We start from the raw sequence: 18,699 nt of genomic DNA on the forward strand, positions 1-18,699 counted from the left end.
ACGTTTACATCGCCGCATGACGATGAATACCATCCGGTGCGACGGCTGTCCATCCGGGATCCCCGATCCAGTGACGACTCACACAGGTCACCGAAATTCACCATGCGGAAGCGCTATCATCGCTTCATGGCGATTAATAGAGTGGAGGCATGCCCGGTCGCGGAAGCCGAGGCGGCCGGGTTGGACGCGGCGGTGGCGTTGTTCCACAGCCTGTCCGACGAGACCCGGTTGACGATCGTGCAGCGGCTGGCTCGCGGCGAGGCGCGGGTGGTGGACCTGGTGGAGCAGTTGGGGTTGGCGCAGTCGACGGTGTCGGCGCATGTGGCCTGCCTGCGTGACTGCGGCCTGGTGGTCGGCCGGCCGCAGGGGCGTCAGGTGTTCTACAGCCTGACCCGACCGGAGCTGATGGACCTGCTGGCCAGCGCGGAGACACTGCTGGCGGCGACCGGCAACGCGGTGGCGCTGTGCCCGAACTACGGCACCGACACCAATATCACGGCCGAAGCCGACCTGATGGACGAGACGAAGGAGACGCTGGCATGAGCGACGCGTGCGGGTGTGGCGACGACGAGCCCCGCGCCACCGGCGAGGAGGCCGAGGAGCACGAGCCGGAACGGCTGTGGGAAGTGAAGGAGTTGCAGTTCGCCGCGGTCTCCGGCGTGTTGCTGCTCGCGGCGTGGATCACCAGCCTGGCGGGCGGTCCAGCGACGGCCGTGACGGTGCTGGAGTGGCTGGCCCTGCTGGCCGGTGCCTACACCTTCGTCCCGTCCACGTTACGGCGGCTGGTCAAGGGCAAGATCGGGGTCGGCACCCTGATGACCATCGCCGCGGTCGGTGCGGTGCTGCTCGGCGAGGTCGGCGAGGCGGCGATGCTGGCCTTCCTGTTCTCCATCAGCGAGGGCCTGGAGGAGTACTCGCTCGCCCGGACCCGCCGCGGCCTGCGCGCGCTGCTGTCCCTCGTTCCGGACGAGGCGACCGTGCTGCGCGACGGGGTAGAGACCGTGGTCGCTCCGGCGGAGTTGCGGGTCGGGGACGTGATGGTGGTCAAGCCCGGTGAGCGGGTCGCCACCGACGGGATCATCCGGGAGGGGCGCACCGCGCTGGACGTCTCGGCGATCACCGGCGAGTCCGTGCCGGTCGAGGCCGGACCCGGCAGCGAGGTGTTCGCCGGGTCGATCAACGGCACCGGCGTGCTGACCGTCGAGGTGACCACCACCGCCGAGGACAACTCGCTGGCCCGGATCGTGCGCATCGTCGAGGCCGAGCAGTCCCGCAAGGGCGCCGCCCAGCGGCTCGCCGACCGGATCGCCAAGCCGTTGGTGCCCGGCGTGATGATCGCCGCCGCGCTGATCGCCGGAATCGGCAGCCTGCTCGGCGACCCGCTGGTGTGGATCGAGCGTGCCCTGGTCGTGCTCGTGGCCGCCTCGCCGTGCGCGCTGGCCATCTCCGTGCCCGTGACGGTGGTCGCTGCGATCGGCGCCGCCTCGAAGCTGGGCGTGCTGGTCAAGGGTGGTGCCGCGCTGGAAGCCCTGGGCCGCATCCGCGGGGTCGCCCTGGACAAGACCGGCACACTCACCGCGAACCGGCCCGCCGTGATCGACGTCGCCACCACCGGCGGCGCCAGCCGGGAACAGGTGCTGGACGTGGCCGCCGCGCTGGAGGCCCGCAGCGAACACCCCCTCGCGAAGGCGATCCTCGCCGCGGTCGACGAAGTCCGGCCCGCCTCGGAGGTCGAGGCGGTGACCGGCGCCGGGCTCACCGGACGCTACGACGGACGCACGGCGCGGCTCGGCCGGCCCGGCTGGCTCGAAGCCGGGCCACTGGCCAGCGACGTGCAGCGGATGCAGGCCGCCGGCGCGACCGCCGTACTGGTCGAGCAGGACGGACAGGTGATCGGGGCGATCGCGGTGCGCGACGAACTGCGCCCCGAAGCCGCCGAGGTCGTCGCCCAGCTGCGCCGCGACGGCTACCACGTCGCGATGCTCACCGGCGACAACCACGCCACCGCCACCGCCCTCGCCAAGGACGTGGGCATCGACGACGTGCACGCCGAACTACGCCCCGAGGACAAGGCCGCCCTCATCAAGCAACTGAGCGGCCAGCGGTCCACCGCGATGGTTGGCGACGGCGTCAACGACGCCCCCGCCCTGGCCACCGCCGATCTCGGGATCGCGATGGGTGCGATGGGCACCGACGTGGCCATCGAAACCGCCGACGTCGCACTCATGGGCGAGGACCTGCGCCACCTGCCGCAGGCGTTCACCCACGCCCGCCGTGCCCGGTCGATCATGCTGCAGAACGTCGGCCTCTCGCTGGCCATCGTGGTCGGGTTGATGCCGCTGGCGCTGTTCGGGGTGCTCGGCCTGGCCGCCGTGGTGCTGGTGCACGAGCTAGCCGAGGTCGTCGTCATCGCCAACGGCGTCCGCGCCGGCCGCACCAAGCCACTCGCGATCACCACGGGCGACCGCCCGGCACCACGGGCGCAGACCGCGGCGACGGTGGGGGCACCTTCGTGACCACCGACCACACCACCCGCGCTGCGAAGGTGACGCGGTCACGGCTGGTTCTGGTGGCCGTCGCGGTGGGGCTGGCCGCGCTCGACCTGGGCCTGAAGGCCTGGGCCGAGCGCGGCCTCACCGACGGCCGGTACGTCGACCTCGGCGTGATCCAGCTGCGGCTGGCGTTCAACCCCGGCGTGGCGTTCAGCCTCGGCGACACCCTGCCCGCCTGGCTCCTGCTCACCATCACCGGCCTGATCATCACCGGACTAGCCATCTACACCTGGCGCTCCGCCCGCACCGGCACACTGCCCATGCGGCTGGCGCTGGCCGTGATACTGGCCGGCGCGGTCGCCAACTTCGTCGACCGCGCCACCGACGGGGTCGTCACCGACTACCTGCACACCGGCTGGTTTCCCACTTTCAACGGTGCCGACGTGTTGATCACCCTCGGCGCCGCCGCCCTGATCCTGGCCACCCTGCACGCCGAACGCCGCGCCAAGGACCGCGCCGAGGCGGGCGGCTCGTGACAGCGCAGGGTGAGGACCGGCTCGTCCGGCGTGGGCTGGCGCTGGCCTGGTTCATCGTCGTCTGGGATCTCATCGAAGGCGTCGTCGCCGTCACCGCCGGGCTGGTGGCCGACTCCATCGCCCTAGTCGGGTTCGGGATCGACTCAGCGATCGAGGTCTTCGCCGCCTCGGTGGTGATCTGGCAACTGCGCGGCGGCGCCCACGCCCGGCAGCGACCCGCGCTGCGCATGATCGCGATCACCTTCTACGCGCTCGCCGCCTACGTCGCCTTCGAGGCAGTGCGCGACCTGATCACCCAGGACAAGGCAGGCGAGTCGCTGGTCGGCATCGTGCTCAACGTGGTCGCGCTGATCGTGATGATCCCGGTCGGGCTCGCCCAGCGCCGCACCGGACGGGCACTGCGCAACCCCGTCCTGGTGGCGCAATCGACCGAAACCTGGATGTCCAATGCACTGTCGATCTCGGTGCTCGCCGGTCTCGGACTCAACGCCGCCCTCGGCTGGTGGTGGGCCGACCCGGTCGCCGCGCTCGTGGTCGCCGCGCTCGCCGCCTGGTCCGGCTACGAGGCCTGGGAAGAAGCCGGGGAACCGCAACAACACTCCACGGAGTCGTGATGCACACCTTGCGCCTCTTGCTCGACGCGCGCCGCGCACACAAGCACGGCCCAGATGCTCTGCTTCGCCGGCAACGCGATCGCCTCGCCGAGATCGTGACCCACGCGCGCAGCCGGTCGGCCTATTACCGTGAGCTCTACCAGGGGCTGCCCGAGCGGGTCACCGATCCAACCTTTCTGCCGGTCGCCAGCAAGAAACAGTTGATGCCCCGGTTCGACGACTGGGTCACCGACCCGGCGGTCACGCTCACGCACGCTCAGACGTTCGTCGACGACCCCTCCCGGATCGGCGAGAAGTTCCTCGGCCGCTACACCCTGCTCACGACATCGGGCACCACCGGTACCCGCGGCCTGTTCCTGCTCGACCGCCGCTCGGTGGCCGTGACCACTGCGCTCAGCACGCGGATGCTCGGCTCCTGGCTCCGTCCCGCCGGCGTGGCGCGGATCGCCGCCCGTGGTGGGCGTATCGCCATGGTCAACGCCACCGGTGGGCACTTCGCCTCCGCGGTGGCGGCGGCCGGGCTGCGCCGCAACCCGTTGCGGCGCCGCCGTATCGGCGTGTTCCCGGTCCAGCTGCCGCTACCGGAGTTGGTGGCCCGGCTCAACACCTTCCGGCCCGCCATCCTCGCCCCCTACGCCACCACCGGCGCGCTGCTGGCGAACGAACAGCAGGCCGGACGCCTGCACATCGACCCCGTCCTGGTCGTTCTGTCCGCCGAAGGCCTGCCCGCCACCGAATACGACCGCATCGCCACCGCGTTCGGCGCCAGCGTCCGGCAGGGCTACGCCGCCACCGAATGCCCCTTCCTGACCTACAGCTGCCGCGAGAACTGGCTGCACATCAACAGCGACTGGGCCATCCTCGAACCCGTCGACGCCGACCATCAACCGGTCCCGCCCGGCCAGCAGTCCCACACCACTCTGCTGACCAACCTCGCCAACCACGCCCAGCCCATCCTGCGTTACGACCTCGGCGACGCCGTCCTCCTGCGGCCCGACCCCTGCCCGTGCGGCGACCCGCTGCCCGCCATCCGCGTCCACGGCCGCACGGCCGACCTGCTCACCTTCCCCACCCACGGCGGCGGGCAGGTCACCATCACCCCTCTCACCCTCAGCGCCCTGCTCGATCACGTCCCCGGCATCGACTTGGCCCAGATCGTGCAAGCCTCACCCACTGAACTCCGGATCCGCCTGCGAGCCAAGGCCGACGCCGACCCTGAACAGGTCTGGCAGGCCGCCCGCACCGAGATCGACCGCCTGCTGACCGACCACCACCTCGCCCACGTCACCCTCACCCGCGCCGACGAACCACCCCAGCAGACCACCGGCGGCAAGTACCGCCCGGTCATCCCACACACCACGTCGCCTGGCGACATTGGGACAAAAGCATGACCGGCAACTGGCTCTGCACGCCCGTCGGTGTGTGGCCCGTCGACCACAACTCGGTATGCCCGGCAGCGCGGCGGTGCCCGTGCGGTGGACCACAAAGTGGGTAAGGATGACGTCATGTCCGTGTTGCGGATCGCACTGGCCCAAGTCGACCCGACCGTCGGCGCCCTGGCGCGCAACGCTCTGTTGATCGTCGACTGGACGCGGCGGGCCGTCGCCGCAGGGGCTGACGTGGTGGTGTTCCCGGAGATGGCGCTGACCGGCTATCCAGTGGAAGACCTGTGTCTGCGCCAATCCTTCGCGCACGCGTCCCGGGCCGGGGTGGACGGCCTGGCGGGCCGGTTGGCCGACGCCGGCTGCGGTGCAGCGCTGGTGTACGTCGGCTACCTGGATCGTGACGAAGAGGGGCCGCGCAACGGCGTGGCCGCGTTGTTCGGTGGTGCGGTGGTGGCCCGGCAGTTCAAACACCACTTGCCCAACTTCGGTGTCTTCGACGAGCACCGGCACTTCCGTCCCGGCCGGACCCTGGAGGTGCTGCGGCTGCACGGTGTGGACATCGGCCTGGCCGTCTGCCAGGACCTGTGGGAGGACGGCGGCCCGATCGCGGCCCTCGGCCAGGCCGGCGTCGACCTGGTGGTCTCGCCGAACGCCTCGCCCTACGAACGGACCAAGGACGACATCCGGCTGCCGCTGGTGGCCCGGCGCGCCGCCGAAGCCGGTGCCCCGCTGGTCTACGTCAACCAGGTCGGCGGCCAGGACGACCTCGTGTTCGACGGCGACTCCTTCGTCGTGACGTCCGACGGCGCGCTGCACACCCGCGCCCCGCAGTTCGTCGAGGACCTGCTGCTGGCCGATCTCGACCTACCCGCGGGCGGGCACGAGGCTCAGGGGGAGTTCCACGGGCTGCGACTGCGGCGGCAGGTCCTGACCCACGCGCCGCCGCGGCGCCGGGCAGCACCCGCCGCACCGATCATCAGCGAGCCGCTGTCCGACGAGGCCGAGATGTGGGCCGCCCTGGTCCTGGGCCTGCGCGACTACGTGGTCAAGAACGGGTTCTCGACGGTGGTGCTGGGCCTGTCCGGCGGCATCGACTCGGCGGTGACCGCGGCCATCGCGGTCGACGCGCTCGGCCCCGACGCGGTGTTCGGGGTGTCGATGCCCTCGGCGTACTCCTCGCCACACTCCCGGTCGGACGCGACAGAGTTGGCCCGCAGGCTCGGCTGCCACTACCGGGTCGAGCCGATCGCCGACCTGGTGCGCGTCTACATCGAGCAGCTCGGCCTGACCGGAGTCGCGGAGGAGAACGTGCAGGCCCGCGTGCGGGGCATCCTGCTCATGGCATTGTCCAATCAGGACGGTCACCTCGTGTTGACCACCGGCAACAAGACCGAGCTCGCGGTCGGCTACTCAACGCTCTACGGCGACACGGTCGGCGGCTTCGCGCCGATCAAGGACGTGTTCAAGACCGAGGTGTGGCGGCTGGCCCGGTGGCGCAACACCACGGCCGTCGAGCACGGCGGCACCCCGCCCATCCCGGAGAACTCGATCAGCAAGCCACCGTCGGCCGAACTGCGCCCCGGCCAGGCGGACGCCGACTCGCTGCCCGACTACCGGCTGCTGGACGACATCCTGGACCACTACGTCCACGCCGACCGCGACCGCGCCGACCTGCTCACCGCCGGCTTCGACCCCGAGGTGGTCGACCAGGTGATACGCATGGTGGACCGCGCCGAATACAAGCGCCGCCAGTACCCACCCGGCACCAAGATCACCGGTAAGGCGTTCGGACGCGACCGCAGACTGCCCATCACCAACGCGGGCACGGTGCCCGGACGGCGATCAGGCAACCGAGTCCAGCACATCGCTTGATACCTGCACACCCGCGATCGGCCTCCGCCCACGCAGTCAGCGCACACCACCGGCCAGACTCCTGGTACGTCGATGCCGAAATCTTGTAACTCCCCGTCCGCCTATTGATCGTCTCGTCAGTAGTCTTTCAACTTAATTGACTCCTCGGCGACGACTTTGCCCCATGTCCTCTTCATGACGAATAGTGCCACGGCGTGAATGGACATCAGCTTCATCACTCGGTTGCGGGCCCACAGCGACTGGCGGACGGTCTCGCGCGGCGGCTGGACGAGGCCGGCTGCGGTGAGGTGCTCGCCTACGGCGGCTACCTCGACCGCGACGAGGCCGGGCCGCGCAACGCGGTGGCCGCCTACCATCGCGGCGCGGTGGTGGCCCGCCAGGTCAAGCACCACCTGCCCAACTACGGGGTGTTCGACGAGCACCGCCATTTCCAGCCCGGCCGTGCCCTGGACATCGTGCGGTTGCACGGGATCGACATTGGTCTGGCGATTTGCCAGGACCTCTGGGAGGACGGCGGCCCCGTCACCGCGCTCGGCGCGGCCGGCGTCGACCTGGTGGTCGCGCCCAACGCCTCACCCTACGAGCGGTCCAAGGACGACCTGCGGCTGCCGCTGGCCGCCCGGCGGGCGCGCGAAGCGGGTGCACCGCTGGTGTATACCAACCTGATCGGTGGGCAGGACGACCTGGTGTTCGACGGTGACTCGTTCGTCGTCGCGGCCGATGGCACCCTGCTCGCGCGCGCCCCGCAGTTCGTGGAGCACCTGCTGCTGACCGACCTCGACCTGTCCACCGGAGGGCACACCGCAGAAGGAGAGTTCCACGGCTGCGGGTGCGGCGGCACGGGCTGAGCAACCAACCCCTGTCGCGCGCCGAACCGATCGCCGGACCGGTGATCAGCCAACCGCTGTCCGACGAGGACGAGGTGTGGTCCGCGCTCGTGCTGGGCTTGCGTGACTACGTGCACAAGAACGGGTTCCGGTCGGTGATCCTGGGACTGTCGGGCGGCATCGACTCGGCCATGACCGCGGCGATCGCGGTGGACGCGCTCGGTCCGGACGCGGTGCACGGGGTGGCGATGCCCTCGGCGTACTCCTCGCGGCACTCGCTGTCCGACGCAGCCCAGTCGGCACGGCGGCTGGGCTGCCACTTCCGGGTCGAACCGGTGGCCGACATGGTGGAGGTCGTCGACCAGCTGAAGCTGGCCGGTTCCGGGCTCGCCGAGGAGAACGTCCAGGCCCGCGTCCGGGGCGTGCTGCTCATGGCACTGTCCAATCTGGACGGTCACCTGGTGCTGGCGACCGGGAACAAGACCGAACTCGCGGTGGGCTACTCCACCATCTACGGCGACGCGGTCGGCGGCTTCGCGCCGATCAAGGACGTGTTCAAAACCCACGTGTGGAGCCTCGCCCGGTGGCGCAACGCCGAGGCGACCACACGTGGCGAGATTCCGCCCATCCCCGAGAACTCGATCACCAAGCCGCCCTCGGCAGAACTGCGCCCGGGACAGCTCGACACCGACTCGCTGCCCGACTACCACCTGCTGGACGACATCCTGGACGACTACGTGGAAGGCGACCGCGACCACGCCGACCTGGTGGCGGCCGGGTTCGACCCCGAGGTGATCGAGCAGGTCGTGCGCATGGTTGTCTTTGCCGGGGTAGTCCGGCTCCACTCCTCCGGCCGTTCTCGGCCCCACCATTGGTCGCCTCCAAAGAAGCAAGGTCGAGCGGGAAGCTCTGCACTGGGCTGATTTCCGCGCCCGGCTTCCGGTTGGGCAGGTGGGGCCGGGTGCCGCCGGATTCGGCGGAGAAGTGGGGCCAGAACTGGCCGGAGAAAACACTTGGTGGACCGCGCCGAGTACAAACGCCGGCAGTACCCGCCCGGCACGAAGATCACCCTCAAGGCGTTCGGTCGGGATCGTAGACTGCCGATCACCAGTACCTGGGGCCACGGCCACAACCAGCCGACGGTCGCCCACCACTGCGTAGGCCCAGGCCGGACCGTCGTCGGCGAAGTGTGACTGACGGATATTGATCCTGGTCACCGGGGTGATCACGATCGCCATCGCGGTGGCCACCGTGCTCGGCCGCCGGCGCCGCCCTCGTGCTGGGCGGCGCGCTGGCCAACGTGCTTGACCGGGCGCCTGATGGCGCGGTCGCAGACTTTCTCGACCTGGGCTGGTGGCCGGTGTTCACCCTCGCCAACACCTTCATCACCCTCGGTGCCGCCGTCCTCATCTGGGGCGCTGTCCGGGCACGCAAACCGCAAGACGATCCGACGGAATCGGTGACAGCGAACCGGCGCGACCCGGCTGCGCAGCATCGTGACGATGCGCGGTCAGCCGTTGCCTCCGGTCGGCCCGGCGGTCAGGTACCGGTCCACCGTGCGCCGGACCTCTTCGGGCGAGCGAAACGGCGTCGGCGGGTCGACCCGCCGGACCGCACCCTCGGGCAGCACCACATAGCTCACCGGCAGGAACGCGGGCAACTGCAGTGCCCTGCGGATCGTGCCCTCCGTGTCGTGCACGGACGGAAACCGCACGCCGAGGTAGGCCAGCAGGTCCAGGCCGTCCGCGGGCTCGCTCTGTACTTGGACGCCGAGCACCGGGACCGCCCCGGTCGACATCGAGTACGCATCGAGGACCGGCAGTTCCTCCCGGCACGGCTGGCACCAGGTGGCCCATACGTTGATCAACGCCGGCTTGCCCGCCAACGCCGCACCCAGATCGACCACGGAACCGTCCCCGAGACAATCCCCCTTCACGTCCTTGAGCGGCGCGGAAGCCGCGGCTCGCGGCACGGGTCGCGGACAGGGACGGAGTGCGGCTTCGGCACGCGCCTGAGCCAGGTCGGGCACGACTCGGCTTGGTGCCTGGCCGGACGGCGCCGTTGCACCGCCCTGCTCGTGCCCGTCACGTGGCCACAACGCCACCGCGCTGGCGAGTACCAGCACGACCGTGACGAGGACCCATCGGCGTGTGTGCGTCATCAGAGCAGTGTCATCCAGTAGGTCCAGAAGGCTTGTAGCACGGCCAGGGCGGTGGCCAGGTACCACAGGGTGAGCACCACGCCGTGGTACTTGATCACCATGGTGCTGGCGCGTTGTGATCCCACCGGGGCGGGCAGGTGTCCGTGGTGCAGGTTGTGCAGGGTGGTGTACCAGAAGATCGGGATGGTGACCGCCCAGACGACCATGCAGTACGGGCACAGTGCGCCGATGACGTAGAGACTCTGGTAGATCAGCCAGTGCACGAACAGGACACCGAACAGCGTGCCGGCCTGCAGCCCGAGCCAGAACCAGCGGGGCAGGCGCGCACCGCCCAGCAGCGCCACGCCGACAGTGGTGACCACTGCGAAGCCGACGATTCCCAACAGCGGGTTGGGAAACCCGAACACCTCCGCCTGCGCCGTGCGCATGATCGAGCCGCAGCTCAGGATCGGGTCGATGCTGCAACTGGGGATGTAGGCGGGGTTGCGCAGCAAGGCGATCTTCTCGACCGTCAGCACCGCGGCAGCCAGCAGACCGATCATGCCGCCGATCGTCAGCAACCAGGGCAGCAGTCGCGTGGTGAACGGCTGCCGTTCAGTACGAGGCAGTACACCCGATCCGGTGCTCATTTCGTCAGTGCCTCGTCGAGCGCCGTCTTGAGTCCTTCGTAGGACGGCGTTCCCTGGAACTTCGTGCCGTTGATGAAGAACGTCGGCGTGCCCTGCACGCCGACGGCTGTGCCGTCGGCGCGGTCCTTGCGCACCCGGTCGAGGGTGGCCTGCGCGTCCAGGTCGGCTTCGAACTTCGGCATGTCCAGCCCGAGGTCGCGGGCGAAGCCCAGGAACGTGGCCCGGTGCGAGGTCTGCTGGTCGCCCCACTGCGGCTGGGTCTCGAACATCCTGCGGTACATCGGTTCCAGCTTGCCCTGCAAACCAGCCGCCTCCACCGCGCGCGCGGCGAGCTCGGCGTTGCGGTGGCTGGGAATCGGGAAGTACCGCATGACGAAGGTCACCCGGTCGCCGTACTCCGCGCGCAGCTTCTCCACGCCGGGGAACGCCGCCCCGCAGGCCTCGCATTCCAGGTCGAGGAACTCCACCACGGTCACCTTGCCGTCAGCGGCGGTTGACAGCCGATGGCTGTCTGGCCGGACCAGCACCGAGGCCGGTGCCGTGGGCGTGCCGCCGCTCGGGCCGGCCTGCGCGGGCGCAGATGGGCTGTCGGGGCGGGCGAACAGGATCAGCGCACCCACCACCGCCACCACGACGGCGATTACCGTCAACGAGATCCTGGTATTGCTCGTCATGTCATACCTTCACATCGGGTTTGGCCGGGCAACCCACGGGCCGGGTCAGAGGGGGGTGGTGAATCCGGCGATCGGGCCACGCATGTAGGCCACTAACGTGCCCCACAGGCCGGTCACCAGCAGTACCCCGACCGCGAGCAGCAGAACTCCACCGGTGATCTGGACAGCCCGGGTGTGCCGTCGAAGCCACCCGGCGGTGGTCAGCGCCCAGCGTGCGCTCACCGCGAGCAGTACAAATGGCAGCCCCAGCCCGAGGCAGTAGGCCAGTACGAGCAGCACGCCCCGCCACACGGCGGGCCCGGCTTGCGTTCCGCTGGCCAGCGCGATGACGCCGGCCAGGGTCGGGCCCAGGCAGGGGGTCCAGCCCAGGCCGAACACCGCGCCCAGCACCGGCGCTCCCCACAGTCCGCGCTGCGGGCGGTGCCGCAGCCGAACCTCGCGCTGCAGCGCGGGGATGAACCCGAGGAAAGCCAGGCCCATCGCGATGGTGACCACGCCGCCGATCCGCTGCAGCAACTGCTCGTTGGCCAGCAACGCGTCCGACACCCCGAGGACGGTGAGCACCGCCGCACCGAACACGACGGTGAACCCGAGCACGAACAGCAGCGCGGCTCCGGCGACCCGCCACCGGTCGCGGCGCCGCCGCACCGGTTCCTGCTCGTCAACGGCCGGGGCGTCCGCGCCGACCAGCCCCGCCAGGTAGGCCAGGTAGCCGGGCACCAGGGGGATACAGCAGGGCGAGGCGAAGGAAATCGTGCCGGCAGCCAGCGCCACCAGCGCGGCCACTACCAGCGGTCCTGAAATCGCCAGGTCGGTCAGGCTCACGACGGGCCACCGGCTCGAACAGGTTCCGCGGCGACGCGCTGCACCACCGGCAGCAGGTCCTCCTCCAACAGCGCCGTCAGGAACACCGCCGCCACCCGGCGCTCACGATCGAGAATGATCGTGGCGGGCACCACGTTGCGCGGGAGACCCTTGAGCGCCAACAGGGAGCGACCCGCTGGATCGTAGAACGACGGATAGCTGACCTTGAAATTGGCGACGAAGTCCTCGGCGGCGCTCCGGACCTCGTCGCGCACGTTCACGCCGAGAAATTGCACGCCCGACTCCTTGGTCTTGGCGTACACGTCTTCCAGTTCGCCGGTCTCGGCCCGGCACGGGCCGCACCAGGATCCCCAGACGTTGAGCACGACGACCTTGCCCGCATAGTCCGACAGCTTCAGCTGACGGCCCCGCTCGGTGAGGCTCTCGCCCGACATGTCCGCGACCATGCCGCGCTGCTCGGGCGGATCGTAGAAGATCCTGGTCTGCCCGCCGGGCGCGACGAACTCGAACCCGCTGCCCGTGGCCACCGCGTCCGTCCCGGTGCTGCAACCGGTCACAGCCAGCAGGACGGTGGACGCGATGACGCCGCCCCACCGCCGCCGACGGGCGGCGTTCGCCCGCCGATGCGGAGCAACGTGGCCGATCGGCAGCTTCGACGCGTGGCGCGACGTTGCTGATCGGGGCTCGGCTGGCCGCACCCCAGCACCACGGTCGCGCGTGACTACGTCAACGGACGGACGACCCTGTCCGGGCGACAGACGTTCGCCGACAACCGACTCAACGGCAATGGGACTCACAGCACTGTTCTCCAACGAGCCTGGAAGGTGGACAAAGGGCGGCATGGTCACCGGGAACCGGTGGCCTCACGTCCCGAGCAGCGGCCCCAAGACGTGGGCAAGCCGCTCTGCTACGTCCGCAACACGCAGAGCTGCTCCAGCCGCGGTGCCCGGAGCCGAACCGATCGCCCGGTTCGGGCCAGGCCCGTTGTCGGCGGGGAAACGAACGCGCCAGGCCGACGCAGCCCGACGACCGCGAACAGCACCGCCAACAGCACCGTCAGGCACAACTGGATCAAACCGCCACGATCGTCGGTCGAGCCGGTGACATCGAGCGCGGCCTCGTCACCGCTGGGCTGCAACGCGAACGCATCCACGACCATCACCGACATCGGGCCGGCGACAGGGCACGCCACGCACGGAGCCGCCGTCGCCACTCCGCCATCACACAGCGAGCCCTGCAACAGAACGATCCCGGCGGCGATAGCGAGCACAGCGACCAGCCGTGCGAGCGTCGCTCGCACGGCCATCCGGGGGCCCGCCCTGTCAACCACGCGCACCAGGTTAATCGGGACGGAACTCGACCAGCCGCACACCCCTCGCCCGCATGTAAAGCCGTCGCGCGACGACCATCAGGTCGTCGCCAGCCACGTCGACACGCAGCCGGACGAGTATCCGCGCCGACTTTGAACTCGACATGATCAACGCTGGAAACAACGGCAACTGCGCACTCGCGGACGTGGAAGGCGCGTGGCTCTGACTGGCGAGTGACTGTGGCCGGCCGCCGCCTGGGCTACGAAACGGAGCGTGGGTGACGGGAGCGCATGAGATGGTGGGTCATCACGGGCTCCTGGCGAGAACTGGTCACGCCGCCCGCTCTTCATGGTCGGAGGAACGTCGCGCCGCGGCGAGCAGCAGCCGCAGATCGTGGCGTTGCAGGATGAACAACACCCCGGCGACCAGGATGTAGATCGCCGAGATGATGTATCGGGCCTGCTGGTCGGGCAGGACGAACTGGGCGGCGAACAGGCCGAGCAGCAGCAGGGCCTTGCCGCCAGTGAGGCGCAGGCCGGCCAGCACGGCGACGCCGAGCACGGTCTGGGCGGTGGTGAGGACGAACTCCTCGGTCTGGCGGGCGTCCATCGACAGGCCGGCCGCGTCGCCGCCACCGAGGTAGTAGGCGATCGGCAGACACGCGATCAGCAGTGTCCACTGGTTGAGCTTGGCGGCGAGCAGGGCGCCCATGCCGTCGTCGACCCGACCCCACAGCGCAAAGGATGGCCAGGCGTGACGGGTCCGCGAGGCCGCGGAACAACGCGGCCTCGCGGGTCACCGCACGGACCTCACGTCCGGCAATGTGATCGGTACACACCTAAGTGATCGGGTGTCGACACGCGGTTCGAGGACACGCTGACCACGCTCCCTGCCGAGGCTGTCGCAGCGGCCAACCCACACCAGTCCTGCGGGCCGAGTGGATTCCGTCCCAGTCACGCGCGTGGGGTGACGTCGCCGATGATGAATCGGCTGCGGGGCAGGGCGGGCAGCTTCGAACAGTCGATCCGCAGGTCCTGCGCCGGCACGGTGTAGTCGATCCGCCGGACCAAAACGTCCACGGCGACCTTCATCAGTGCGATCGCGACGGGTTCGCCGGGGCAGCGGTGGGTGATGGTGGGATCCCCGCCGCCCTGCGGGATGAAGGTGAACGGGTTCGGATCGCCGGGACGGAAGCGTTCCGGCCGGAACTTCTCCGGTTCCTTCCACACCAGGGGGTCGTGATTGGTGCCGTGCAGATCCAGCAGCACCCGCCGCCCCGCCGGAAACCGGTAGCCGTTCCAGTCGGCGTGGTCGCGAACCAGGGCGGTGACGAACGGGAAGAAGGGGTAGAACCGCCGGACCTCCTGAACGAACATGTCCGCCTCACCGTCCTGGCCGGCCTCCAGCCTGCGCCGCCACACCGGATGCTCGTGCAGGGCCTGGGCGACGAAGGTGATGTAGACCGCGACCGCCACGGTCGGACGCAGCACGTTCAGCAGTTCCACCGCGGCCAGCCGCGGACTCAATAGCTCGCCGTCCACACTCCGGTGCCACGCGATGACGTGGGCGGCGGACTGCTCTGGTGGTTCGAGCCGTCCGGCGCGGATCTCACCGATCGCATCGGCGATCCACCGCTCGGCCGACGTGCGGGCCCGGCGCGACCACCAGTGCTGGGGGCCGGTCGATCCAGCGTACTGGAACATCGCGGTGAGTTCCCGCGTCCGCCGGTCGACCTCGGACTCCGCGAGCGGCACCCCCGACCAGGCGCAGACCGAGCGGGTCAGGATCTCGCGGAGCTCGTCGTAGAGCACGACGGAGTCCTCCGACGCCCACCTGACGGCCCTGGTCGCGCCAGCAATCGGCCATTAGCGCCGACAGGTGGCTAATGCGCTCGACGGTCATCAACGCCAGGAACATCTGCTTACGGTGACGGTGCGCGTCACCGTCCAGCCCTTGCACGCCGCCCTGTCCGAACAGGGTCTTCTGCAGCCGTGCAGGCGCCGCCCCGCGACGTGTGAACCGGCCCGGGTCGTAGAAGAACTCCGCCGCCTCCGGCCCCGTCATGCAGATCGTCTTCTGCAGCGCGAGCCGGGTCTCGAACAGGCGCGTGCGGTAGCGGCGGCACCGTGTCGAGATGAACTCGTAGGGATGGCGGATCAACGCGAGCGTGCTGTCCGGCATCGTGTCACGCGGAATCCTGGGCATCAGTCATCCTTCCTGCGCGCGGCGGTCATCGCCCTGCCGGCGGAATACCCCTGCCCGGGCCGAGGTAACCGCCGCGGTGCGTGCGCGGCGGCGTAGCACGCGATGACGGCGAGGCGGCCGGGTCGCCATGCCGGTGAAGCCCACGTCCGGGCGGCGCGCTTGATCGCTCCCGTTGTCGTGACGACCAGGCCCTCCGGGCGGGGGCATCCGCGACAGACCGCGGAGCCTCGCCCACGTCGCGGTGGACGGCCGTCGGCGGAACGGCTCAATCACATGTCGGGGCCCGATATCATAGGTGTATGCCGATCACATTGCCCGACGTGGAGGCTGGTGCGGTGACCCGCGCGGCCGCGTTGTTCCGCAGCCTGGGAGACCCGAAACGCCTGGCTATCCTGCTCGAATTGCGCAAGGGGGAACGACGGGTGGTCGACCTGGTCAACACGGTCGGACTGTCGCAGGCCACGGTGTCGGGTCATCTGGCCTGCCTGCGTGACTGCGGCCTGGTCGACTACCGGCCGATGGGGCGACAGTCGTTCTACCGGCTGACCGCCCCGGACCTCGACGAGGTGCTGCGTGGTGCGGAGGCGGTGCTCGCGAGCACCGGTGACTCGGTGGTGCTCTGCCCCAATTACGGCATCGCGACGACCGATTCTGAGCGGGTGTCGTGAGCTCTGGTGGGATGGCGCGGGCCACGGCCGGCCACGCCGGACGGCGGCGGTCTGCTCTCCTGGTCGCCGCGGGCGTGTTCCTGCTGGTCGACCTGCTGCTCAAGTGGTGGGCCGAGGCCGACCTGCCGGGCCGGGTCATCTCCCTCGGACTGATCGACCTGCGACTGGCGTTCAACCCCGGAGTGGCGTTCAGTCTCGGCGCCGGCATGCCGTCCTGGATCGTGCTCACCATCACCGGACTGATCAGCGCGGGCGTGGCGGTATTCGCCTGGCGAGAAGCACCCAAGATCCCGCTCGCGGGCAGCCTGGGACTGGCGGCCGTTCTCGGCGGAGCACTCGGCAACGTGATTGACCGGGCCGGTGACGGCGTGGTCACCGACTACCTGCACACCGGCTGGTGGCCCACGTTCAACCTCGCCGACGTGTTCATCATCTGCGGCGCCGGTCTGCTGCTGCTCGCCACCGCGTTCCAACACCGGCCGGCAGGCCAGTCCGACGGGATGAAAACCCGCCGCACATCGAGGTAGCGAACACTCCATTCATCGTTGATGTCCGTTTATCATTGCCAACTGACGATGCATTTGTCCGCCTATGACAGGAACGGGAGTGGCGCCGTGGGCGACGCCCGCTGCTGTGAACCGAGGTGGTCGGCTTGTCCACCGGGCTGACACCGACCGGGTCCGATACGTCATCGGCAGTGATCAGCGCGCCACGAGCCGGATCGACCGGCCGCGTCCTGGCCACGCGAGTGATCGCGACCGCCGTCGCCGGTGTGCTGCTGTACGCGAGCTATCCGCCCCGGTCGTGGTGGTGGCTGGCGCCGGTGGGGTTCGCGATCCTCGGCTTGGTCCTGCGGCGCTGTCGTGCCCGCGGCGGTGTCGGCTACGGCGCCGTGTTCGGTCTGGCGTTCTTCCTACCGCACCTGCGCTGGATCCAGGACTTCCTCGGCGCCGAGTTCGGCCCGGCTCCGTGGCTGGTCCTGTCCGGGGTGATGGCACTGTTCATCGCCGCGGCCTGCGCACTGATGACACTGGTGGCCCGATTGCCGGGCGCGCCGGTGTGGATGGCGCTGGTGTTCCTGCTGCAGGAGACGGTCCGTGCCCGGTTTCCGCTCAACGGCTTCCCGTGGGGCCGCGCGGCATTCGGCCAGGTGGAAGGACCGCTGCTGGCGCTGGCGTCGATCGGTGGCGCCCCGCTGGTGTCCCTCGCCGTCCCGCTCACGGGTTTCGGACTGGCGGCGCTGGTCATCTGGCTGCGTCAGGGTGGCTCGCGACGGGCGCGCGGCTGGATTCCCCCGACCGCGGCGGCCGTCCTACCTCTCGCCGCCGCCCTGGCGCTGTGGCCGGCGATCGGCACCGAGGCGCAGACCGGGACCCGCACTGTGGCCGTGGTGCAGGGCAACGCCCCGAACGTCGGTCTCGGACTGCTTCACCAGCGGGCGACCCTCCGCGACAACCACCTGCGGGCCAGCCGCGACCTCGCCGCCCGTGTCCGCACGGGCGCCGTGCCACGGCCCGACCTGGTGGTGTGGCCGGAAACCGCGACCGCGATCACCGGCGACGATCCGGCCATCGATCAGGCGGTGACCGACCTGGGGGCGCCGAGTTTGATCGGGGCACTGCACCGGCTGAACACCGGCCAGGACGAGAACGCGGTGATCGGATGGGACCCGCGCACCGGCCCCGGCCCCCGCTATGCCAAACAAGAACTCGTTCCCTTCGCCGAGTACGTACCGTGGCGGCCGATCGCGCGCTGGTTCACGCCGTTCGCCGACACCGGCGACCTGCGGCCGGGCACCCAACCCGGCGCGCTGGACATCGCCGGCACCCGGCTGGGCGTGGCGATCTGCTACGAGGTGGCCTATGACGCCATCCTCCGCGAGAGTGTGCGAACCGGCGCTCAGTTGCTGGTCGTACCGACCAACAACGCCTGGTACGGCCGCGGGGAGATGACCTACCAGCAGCTGGCGATGTCACGCCTGCGCGCGGTCGAACACGGCCGGGCCGTGCTCGTCGCGGCGACCAGCGGGGTCAGCGCCATCATCCGCCCCGACGGCAGCGTGTCAGCGTCGCTCGGCATGTTCACCGCCGGCTCACTGACCGCCCAACTCCCGCTCCGCACGACCACAACAGTCGCCGACCGGCTCGGCGGATGGACCGAACGTGCCCTGACCATCGCCGGCCTGACCGGGGTCACGGCAGCGCTAGTAGTTCGTCTCCGCGCGCGCCGCAGGACCGCGAGCCTCGATGGCGTGCCCGATCGTCGGCAACCCCGGCGTCGCTGACAACCCGCAGAGGGCGGCGGGCGCACCTCAACTCGCCATCGGTATATGCCGATGACAACGTCCGATCTTTATGGATGATGCGCGGCGAGGCCGCCGTCTGCTGCCTCGGATCCGGGGCAGCGAATTGCGGATCTTCGCGGCGCCCTGACACTGGGATGATCTTTCCGTTCCTTCTCCTGGAGCAGCCTCGTGGCGAACTCGGCAGAACCCGATATCG

17 protein-coding genes and 2 pseudogenes are annotated in these 18,699 nt (G+C 69.8%); 11 read left to right on the plus strand and 8 right to left on the minus strand.

Going from position 1 to position 18,699, the window contains the following annotated elements; all coding sequences use genetic code 11:
- Positions 1-126 precede the first annotated feature (126 nt).
- The 8 genes and pseudogenes from ACWEVP_RS35105 to ACWEVP_RS35140 form a co-directional block, all read left to right on the plus strand.
- A complete protein-coding gene (locus tag ACWEVP_RS35105; RefSeq protein ID WP_452066993.1) occupies positions 127-543 on the plus strand; it encodes an ArsR/SmtB family transcription factor in 417 nt (138 codons plus the stop codon).
- Positions 540-2,516, plus strand: a complete 1,977-nt coding sequence (locus ACWEVP_RS35110) for a heavy metal translocating P-type ATPase (protein WP_452066877.1) — start codon at positions 540-542, stop codon at positions 2,514-2,516. The genes ACWEVP_RS35105 and ACWEVP_RS35110 overlap by 4 nt, the downstream gene beginning before the upstream one ends.
- Positions 2,513-3,028, plus strand: a complete 516-nt coding sequence (lspA, locus tag ACWEVP_RS35115; protein WP_452066878.1) for a signal peptidase II — start codon at positions 2,513-2,515, stop codon at positions 3,026-3,028. The genes ACWEVP_RS35110 and lspA (ACWEVP_RS35115) overlap by 4 nt, the downstream gene beginning before the upstream one ends.
- A complete protein-coding gene (locus ACWEVP_RS35120; protein ID WP_452066879.1) occupies positions 3,025-3,642 on the plus strand; it encodes a cation transporter in 618 nt (205 codons plus the stop codon). Before lspA (ACWEVP_RS35115) ends, ACWEVP_RS35120 begins: the two co-directional genes overlap by 4 nt.
- A complete protein-coding gene (locus ACWEVP_RS35125; RefSeq protein ID WP_452066880.1) occupies positions 3,642-5,033 on the plus strand; it encodes a phenylacetate--CoA ligase family protein in 1,392 nt (463 codons plus the stop codon). Before ACWEVP_RS35120 ends, ACWEVP_RS35125 begins: the two co-directional genes overlap by 1 nt.
- A gap of 114 nt (positions 5,034-5,147) precedes the next feature.
- Positions 5,148-6,899, plus strand: coding sequence for an NAD+ synthase (locus tag ACWEVP_RS35130; protein WP_452066881.1), 1,752 nt, complete (start codon positions 5,148-5,150; stop codon positions 6,897-6,899).
- Positions 6,900-7,147: 248 nt separating this feature from the next.
- Positions 7,148-8,544 (plus strand): annotated as a pseudogene (locus ACWEVP_RS35135) (NAD+ synthase); the annotation flags it as partial.
- A gap of 452 nt (positions 8,545-8,996) precedes the next feature.
- A pseudogene (locus ACWEVP_RS35140) lies at positions 8,997-9,131 on the plus strand (signal peptidase II); the annotation flags it as partial.
- Positions 9,132-9,236: 105 nt separating this feature from the next.
- On the opposite strand, the gene ACWEVP_RS35145 reads toward ACWEVP_RS35140, so the two are convergent.
- The 8 genes from ACWEVP_RS35145 to ACWEVP_RS35180 all read right to left on the minus strand — a co-directional run bounded on the left by ACWEVP_RS35145 (position 9,237) and on the right by ACWEVP_RS35180 (position 15,136).
- Entirely contained in the window at positions 9,237-9,887 is a 651-nt protein-coding gene (locus ACWEVP_RS35145; protein WP_452066882.1) for a TlpA family protein disulfide reductase, read from the minus strand.
- Positions 9,887-10,516, minus strand: a complete 630-nt coding sequence (locus tag ACWEVP_RS35150; protein ID WP_452066883.1) for a vitamin K epoxide reductase family protein — start codon at positions 10,514-10,516, stop codon at positions 9,887-9,889. Before ACWEVP_RS35150 ends, ACWEVP_RS35145 begins: the two co-directional genes overlap by 1 nt.
- A complete protein-coding gene (locus ACWEVP_RS35155) occupies positions 10,513-11,166 on the minus strand; it encodes a DsbA family protein (protein ID WP_452066884.1) in 654 nt (217 codons plus the stop codon). Before ACWEVP_RS35155 ends, ACWEVP_RS35150 begins: the two co-directional genes overlap by 4 nt.
- A 69-nt stretch (positions 11,167-11,235) precedes the next feature.
- Complete coding sequence (locus tag ACWEVP_RS35160) at positions 11,236-12,015, minus strand: cytochrome c biogenesis CcdA family protein (RefSeq protein ID WP_452066885.1); 780 nt, start codon at positions 12,013-12,015, stop codon at positions 11,236-11,238.
- The gene (locus ACWEVP_RS35165) at positions 12,012-12,596 is read right to left on the minus strand and encodes a TlpA disulfide reductase family protein (protein WP_452066994.1); all 585 of its coding nucleotides are present in this window, start codon (positions 12,594-12,596) and stop codon (positions 12,012-12,014) included. The genes ACWEVP_RS35160 and ACWEVP_RS35165 overlap by 4 nt, the downstream gene beginning before the upstream one ends.
- 326 nt (positions 12,597-12,922) lie before the next feature.
- Positions 12,923-13,345 carry a hypothetical protein gene (locus ACWEVP_RS35170; RefSeq protein WP_452066886.1) on the minus strand — a complete coding sequence of 141 codons (423 nt, stop codon included), beginning with the start codon at positions 13,343-13,345 and terminating at the stop codon, positions 12,923-12,925.
- Positions 13,346-13,655: 310 nt separating this feature from the next.
- A complete protein-coding gene (locus tag ACWEVP_RS35175) occupies positions 13,656-14,036 on the minus strand; it encodes a hypothetical protein (protein ID WP_452066887.1) in 381 nt (126 codons plus the stop codon).
- A 242-nt stretch (positions 14,037-14,278) separates the two neighbouring features.
- Positions 14,279-15,136: a cytochrome P450 gene (locus ACWEVP_RS35180; RefSeq protein WP_452066888.1), complete on the minus strand. Its 858-nt coding sequence runs from the start codon at positions 15,134-15,136 to the stop codon at positions 14,279-14,281.
- Positions 15,137-15,829: 693 nt separating this feature from the next.
- Here ACWEVP_RS35180 and ACWEVP_RS35185 point away from each other — a divergent pair.
- From ACWEVP_RS35185 to lnt, 3 genes are all read left to right on the plus strand, one after another.
- Positions 15,830-16,198 carry an ArsR/SmtB family transcription factor gene (locus tag ACWEVP_RS35185; RefSeq protein ID WP_452066889.1) on the plus strand — a complete coding sequence of 123 codons (369 nt, stop codon included), beginning with the start codon at positions 15,830-15,832 and terminating at the stop codon, positions 16,196-16,198.
- A gap of 74 nt (positions 16,199-16,272) precedes the next feature.
- On the plus strand, positions 16,273-16,725 hold the full coding sequence (lspA, locus tag ACWEVP_RS35190) for a signal peptidase II (protein WP_452066890.1): 453 nt from the start codon (positions 16,273-16,275) through the stop codon (positions 16,723-16,725).
- Between the two features lie 125 nt (positions 16,726-16,850).
- Positions 16,851-18,482 carry an apolipoprotein N-acyltransferase gene (gene lnt / locus ACWEVP_RS35195; RefSeq protein ID WP_452066891.1) on the plus strand — a complete coding sequence of 544 codons (1,632 nt, stop codon included), beginning with the start codon at positions 16,851-16,853 and terminating at the stop codon, positions 18,480-18,482.
- Positions 18,483-18,699: the final 217 nt, after the last annotated feature.

It is taken from the genome of Amycolatopsis sp. NPDC003865 (assembly GCF_053605345.1).

Bases quoted from the DNA above. Each gene is read 5' to 3' on its own strand.
- ACWEVP_RS35105 (WP_452066993.1), top strand. From the start codon at position 127: ATGGCGATTAATAGAGTGGAGGCATGCCCGGTCGCGGAAGCCGAGGCG.
- ACWEVP_RS35110 (WP_452066877.1), top strand. From the start codon at position 540: ATGAGCGACGCGTGCGGGTGTGGCGACGACGAGCCCCGCGCCACCGGC.
- ACWEVP_RS35125 (WP_452066880.1), top strand. From the start codon at position 3,642: ATGCACACCTTGCGCCTCTTGCTCGACGCGCGCCGCGCACACAAGCAC.
- ACWEVP_RS35130 (WP_452066881.1), top strand. From the start codon at position 5,148: ATGTCCGTGTTGCGGATCGCACTGGCCCAAGTCGACCCGACCGTCGGC.
- ACWEVP_RS35145 (WP_452066882.1), bottom strand. From the start codon at position 9,887: ATGACGCACACACGCCGATGGGTCCTCGTCACGGTCGTGCTGGTACTC.
- ACWEVP_RS35150 (WP_452066883.1), bottom strand. From the start codon at position 10,516: ATGAGCACCGGATCGGGTGTACTGCCTCGTACTGAACGGCAGCCGTTC.
- ACWEVP_RS35175 (WP_452066887.1), bottom strand. From the start codon at position 14,036: ATGGGCGCCCTGCTCGCCGCCAAGCTCAACCAGTGGACACTGCTGATC.
- ACWEVP_RS35185 (WP_452066889.1), top strand. From the start codon at position 15,830: ATGCCGATCACATTGCCCGACGTGGAGGCTGGTGCGGTGACCCGCGCG.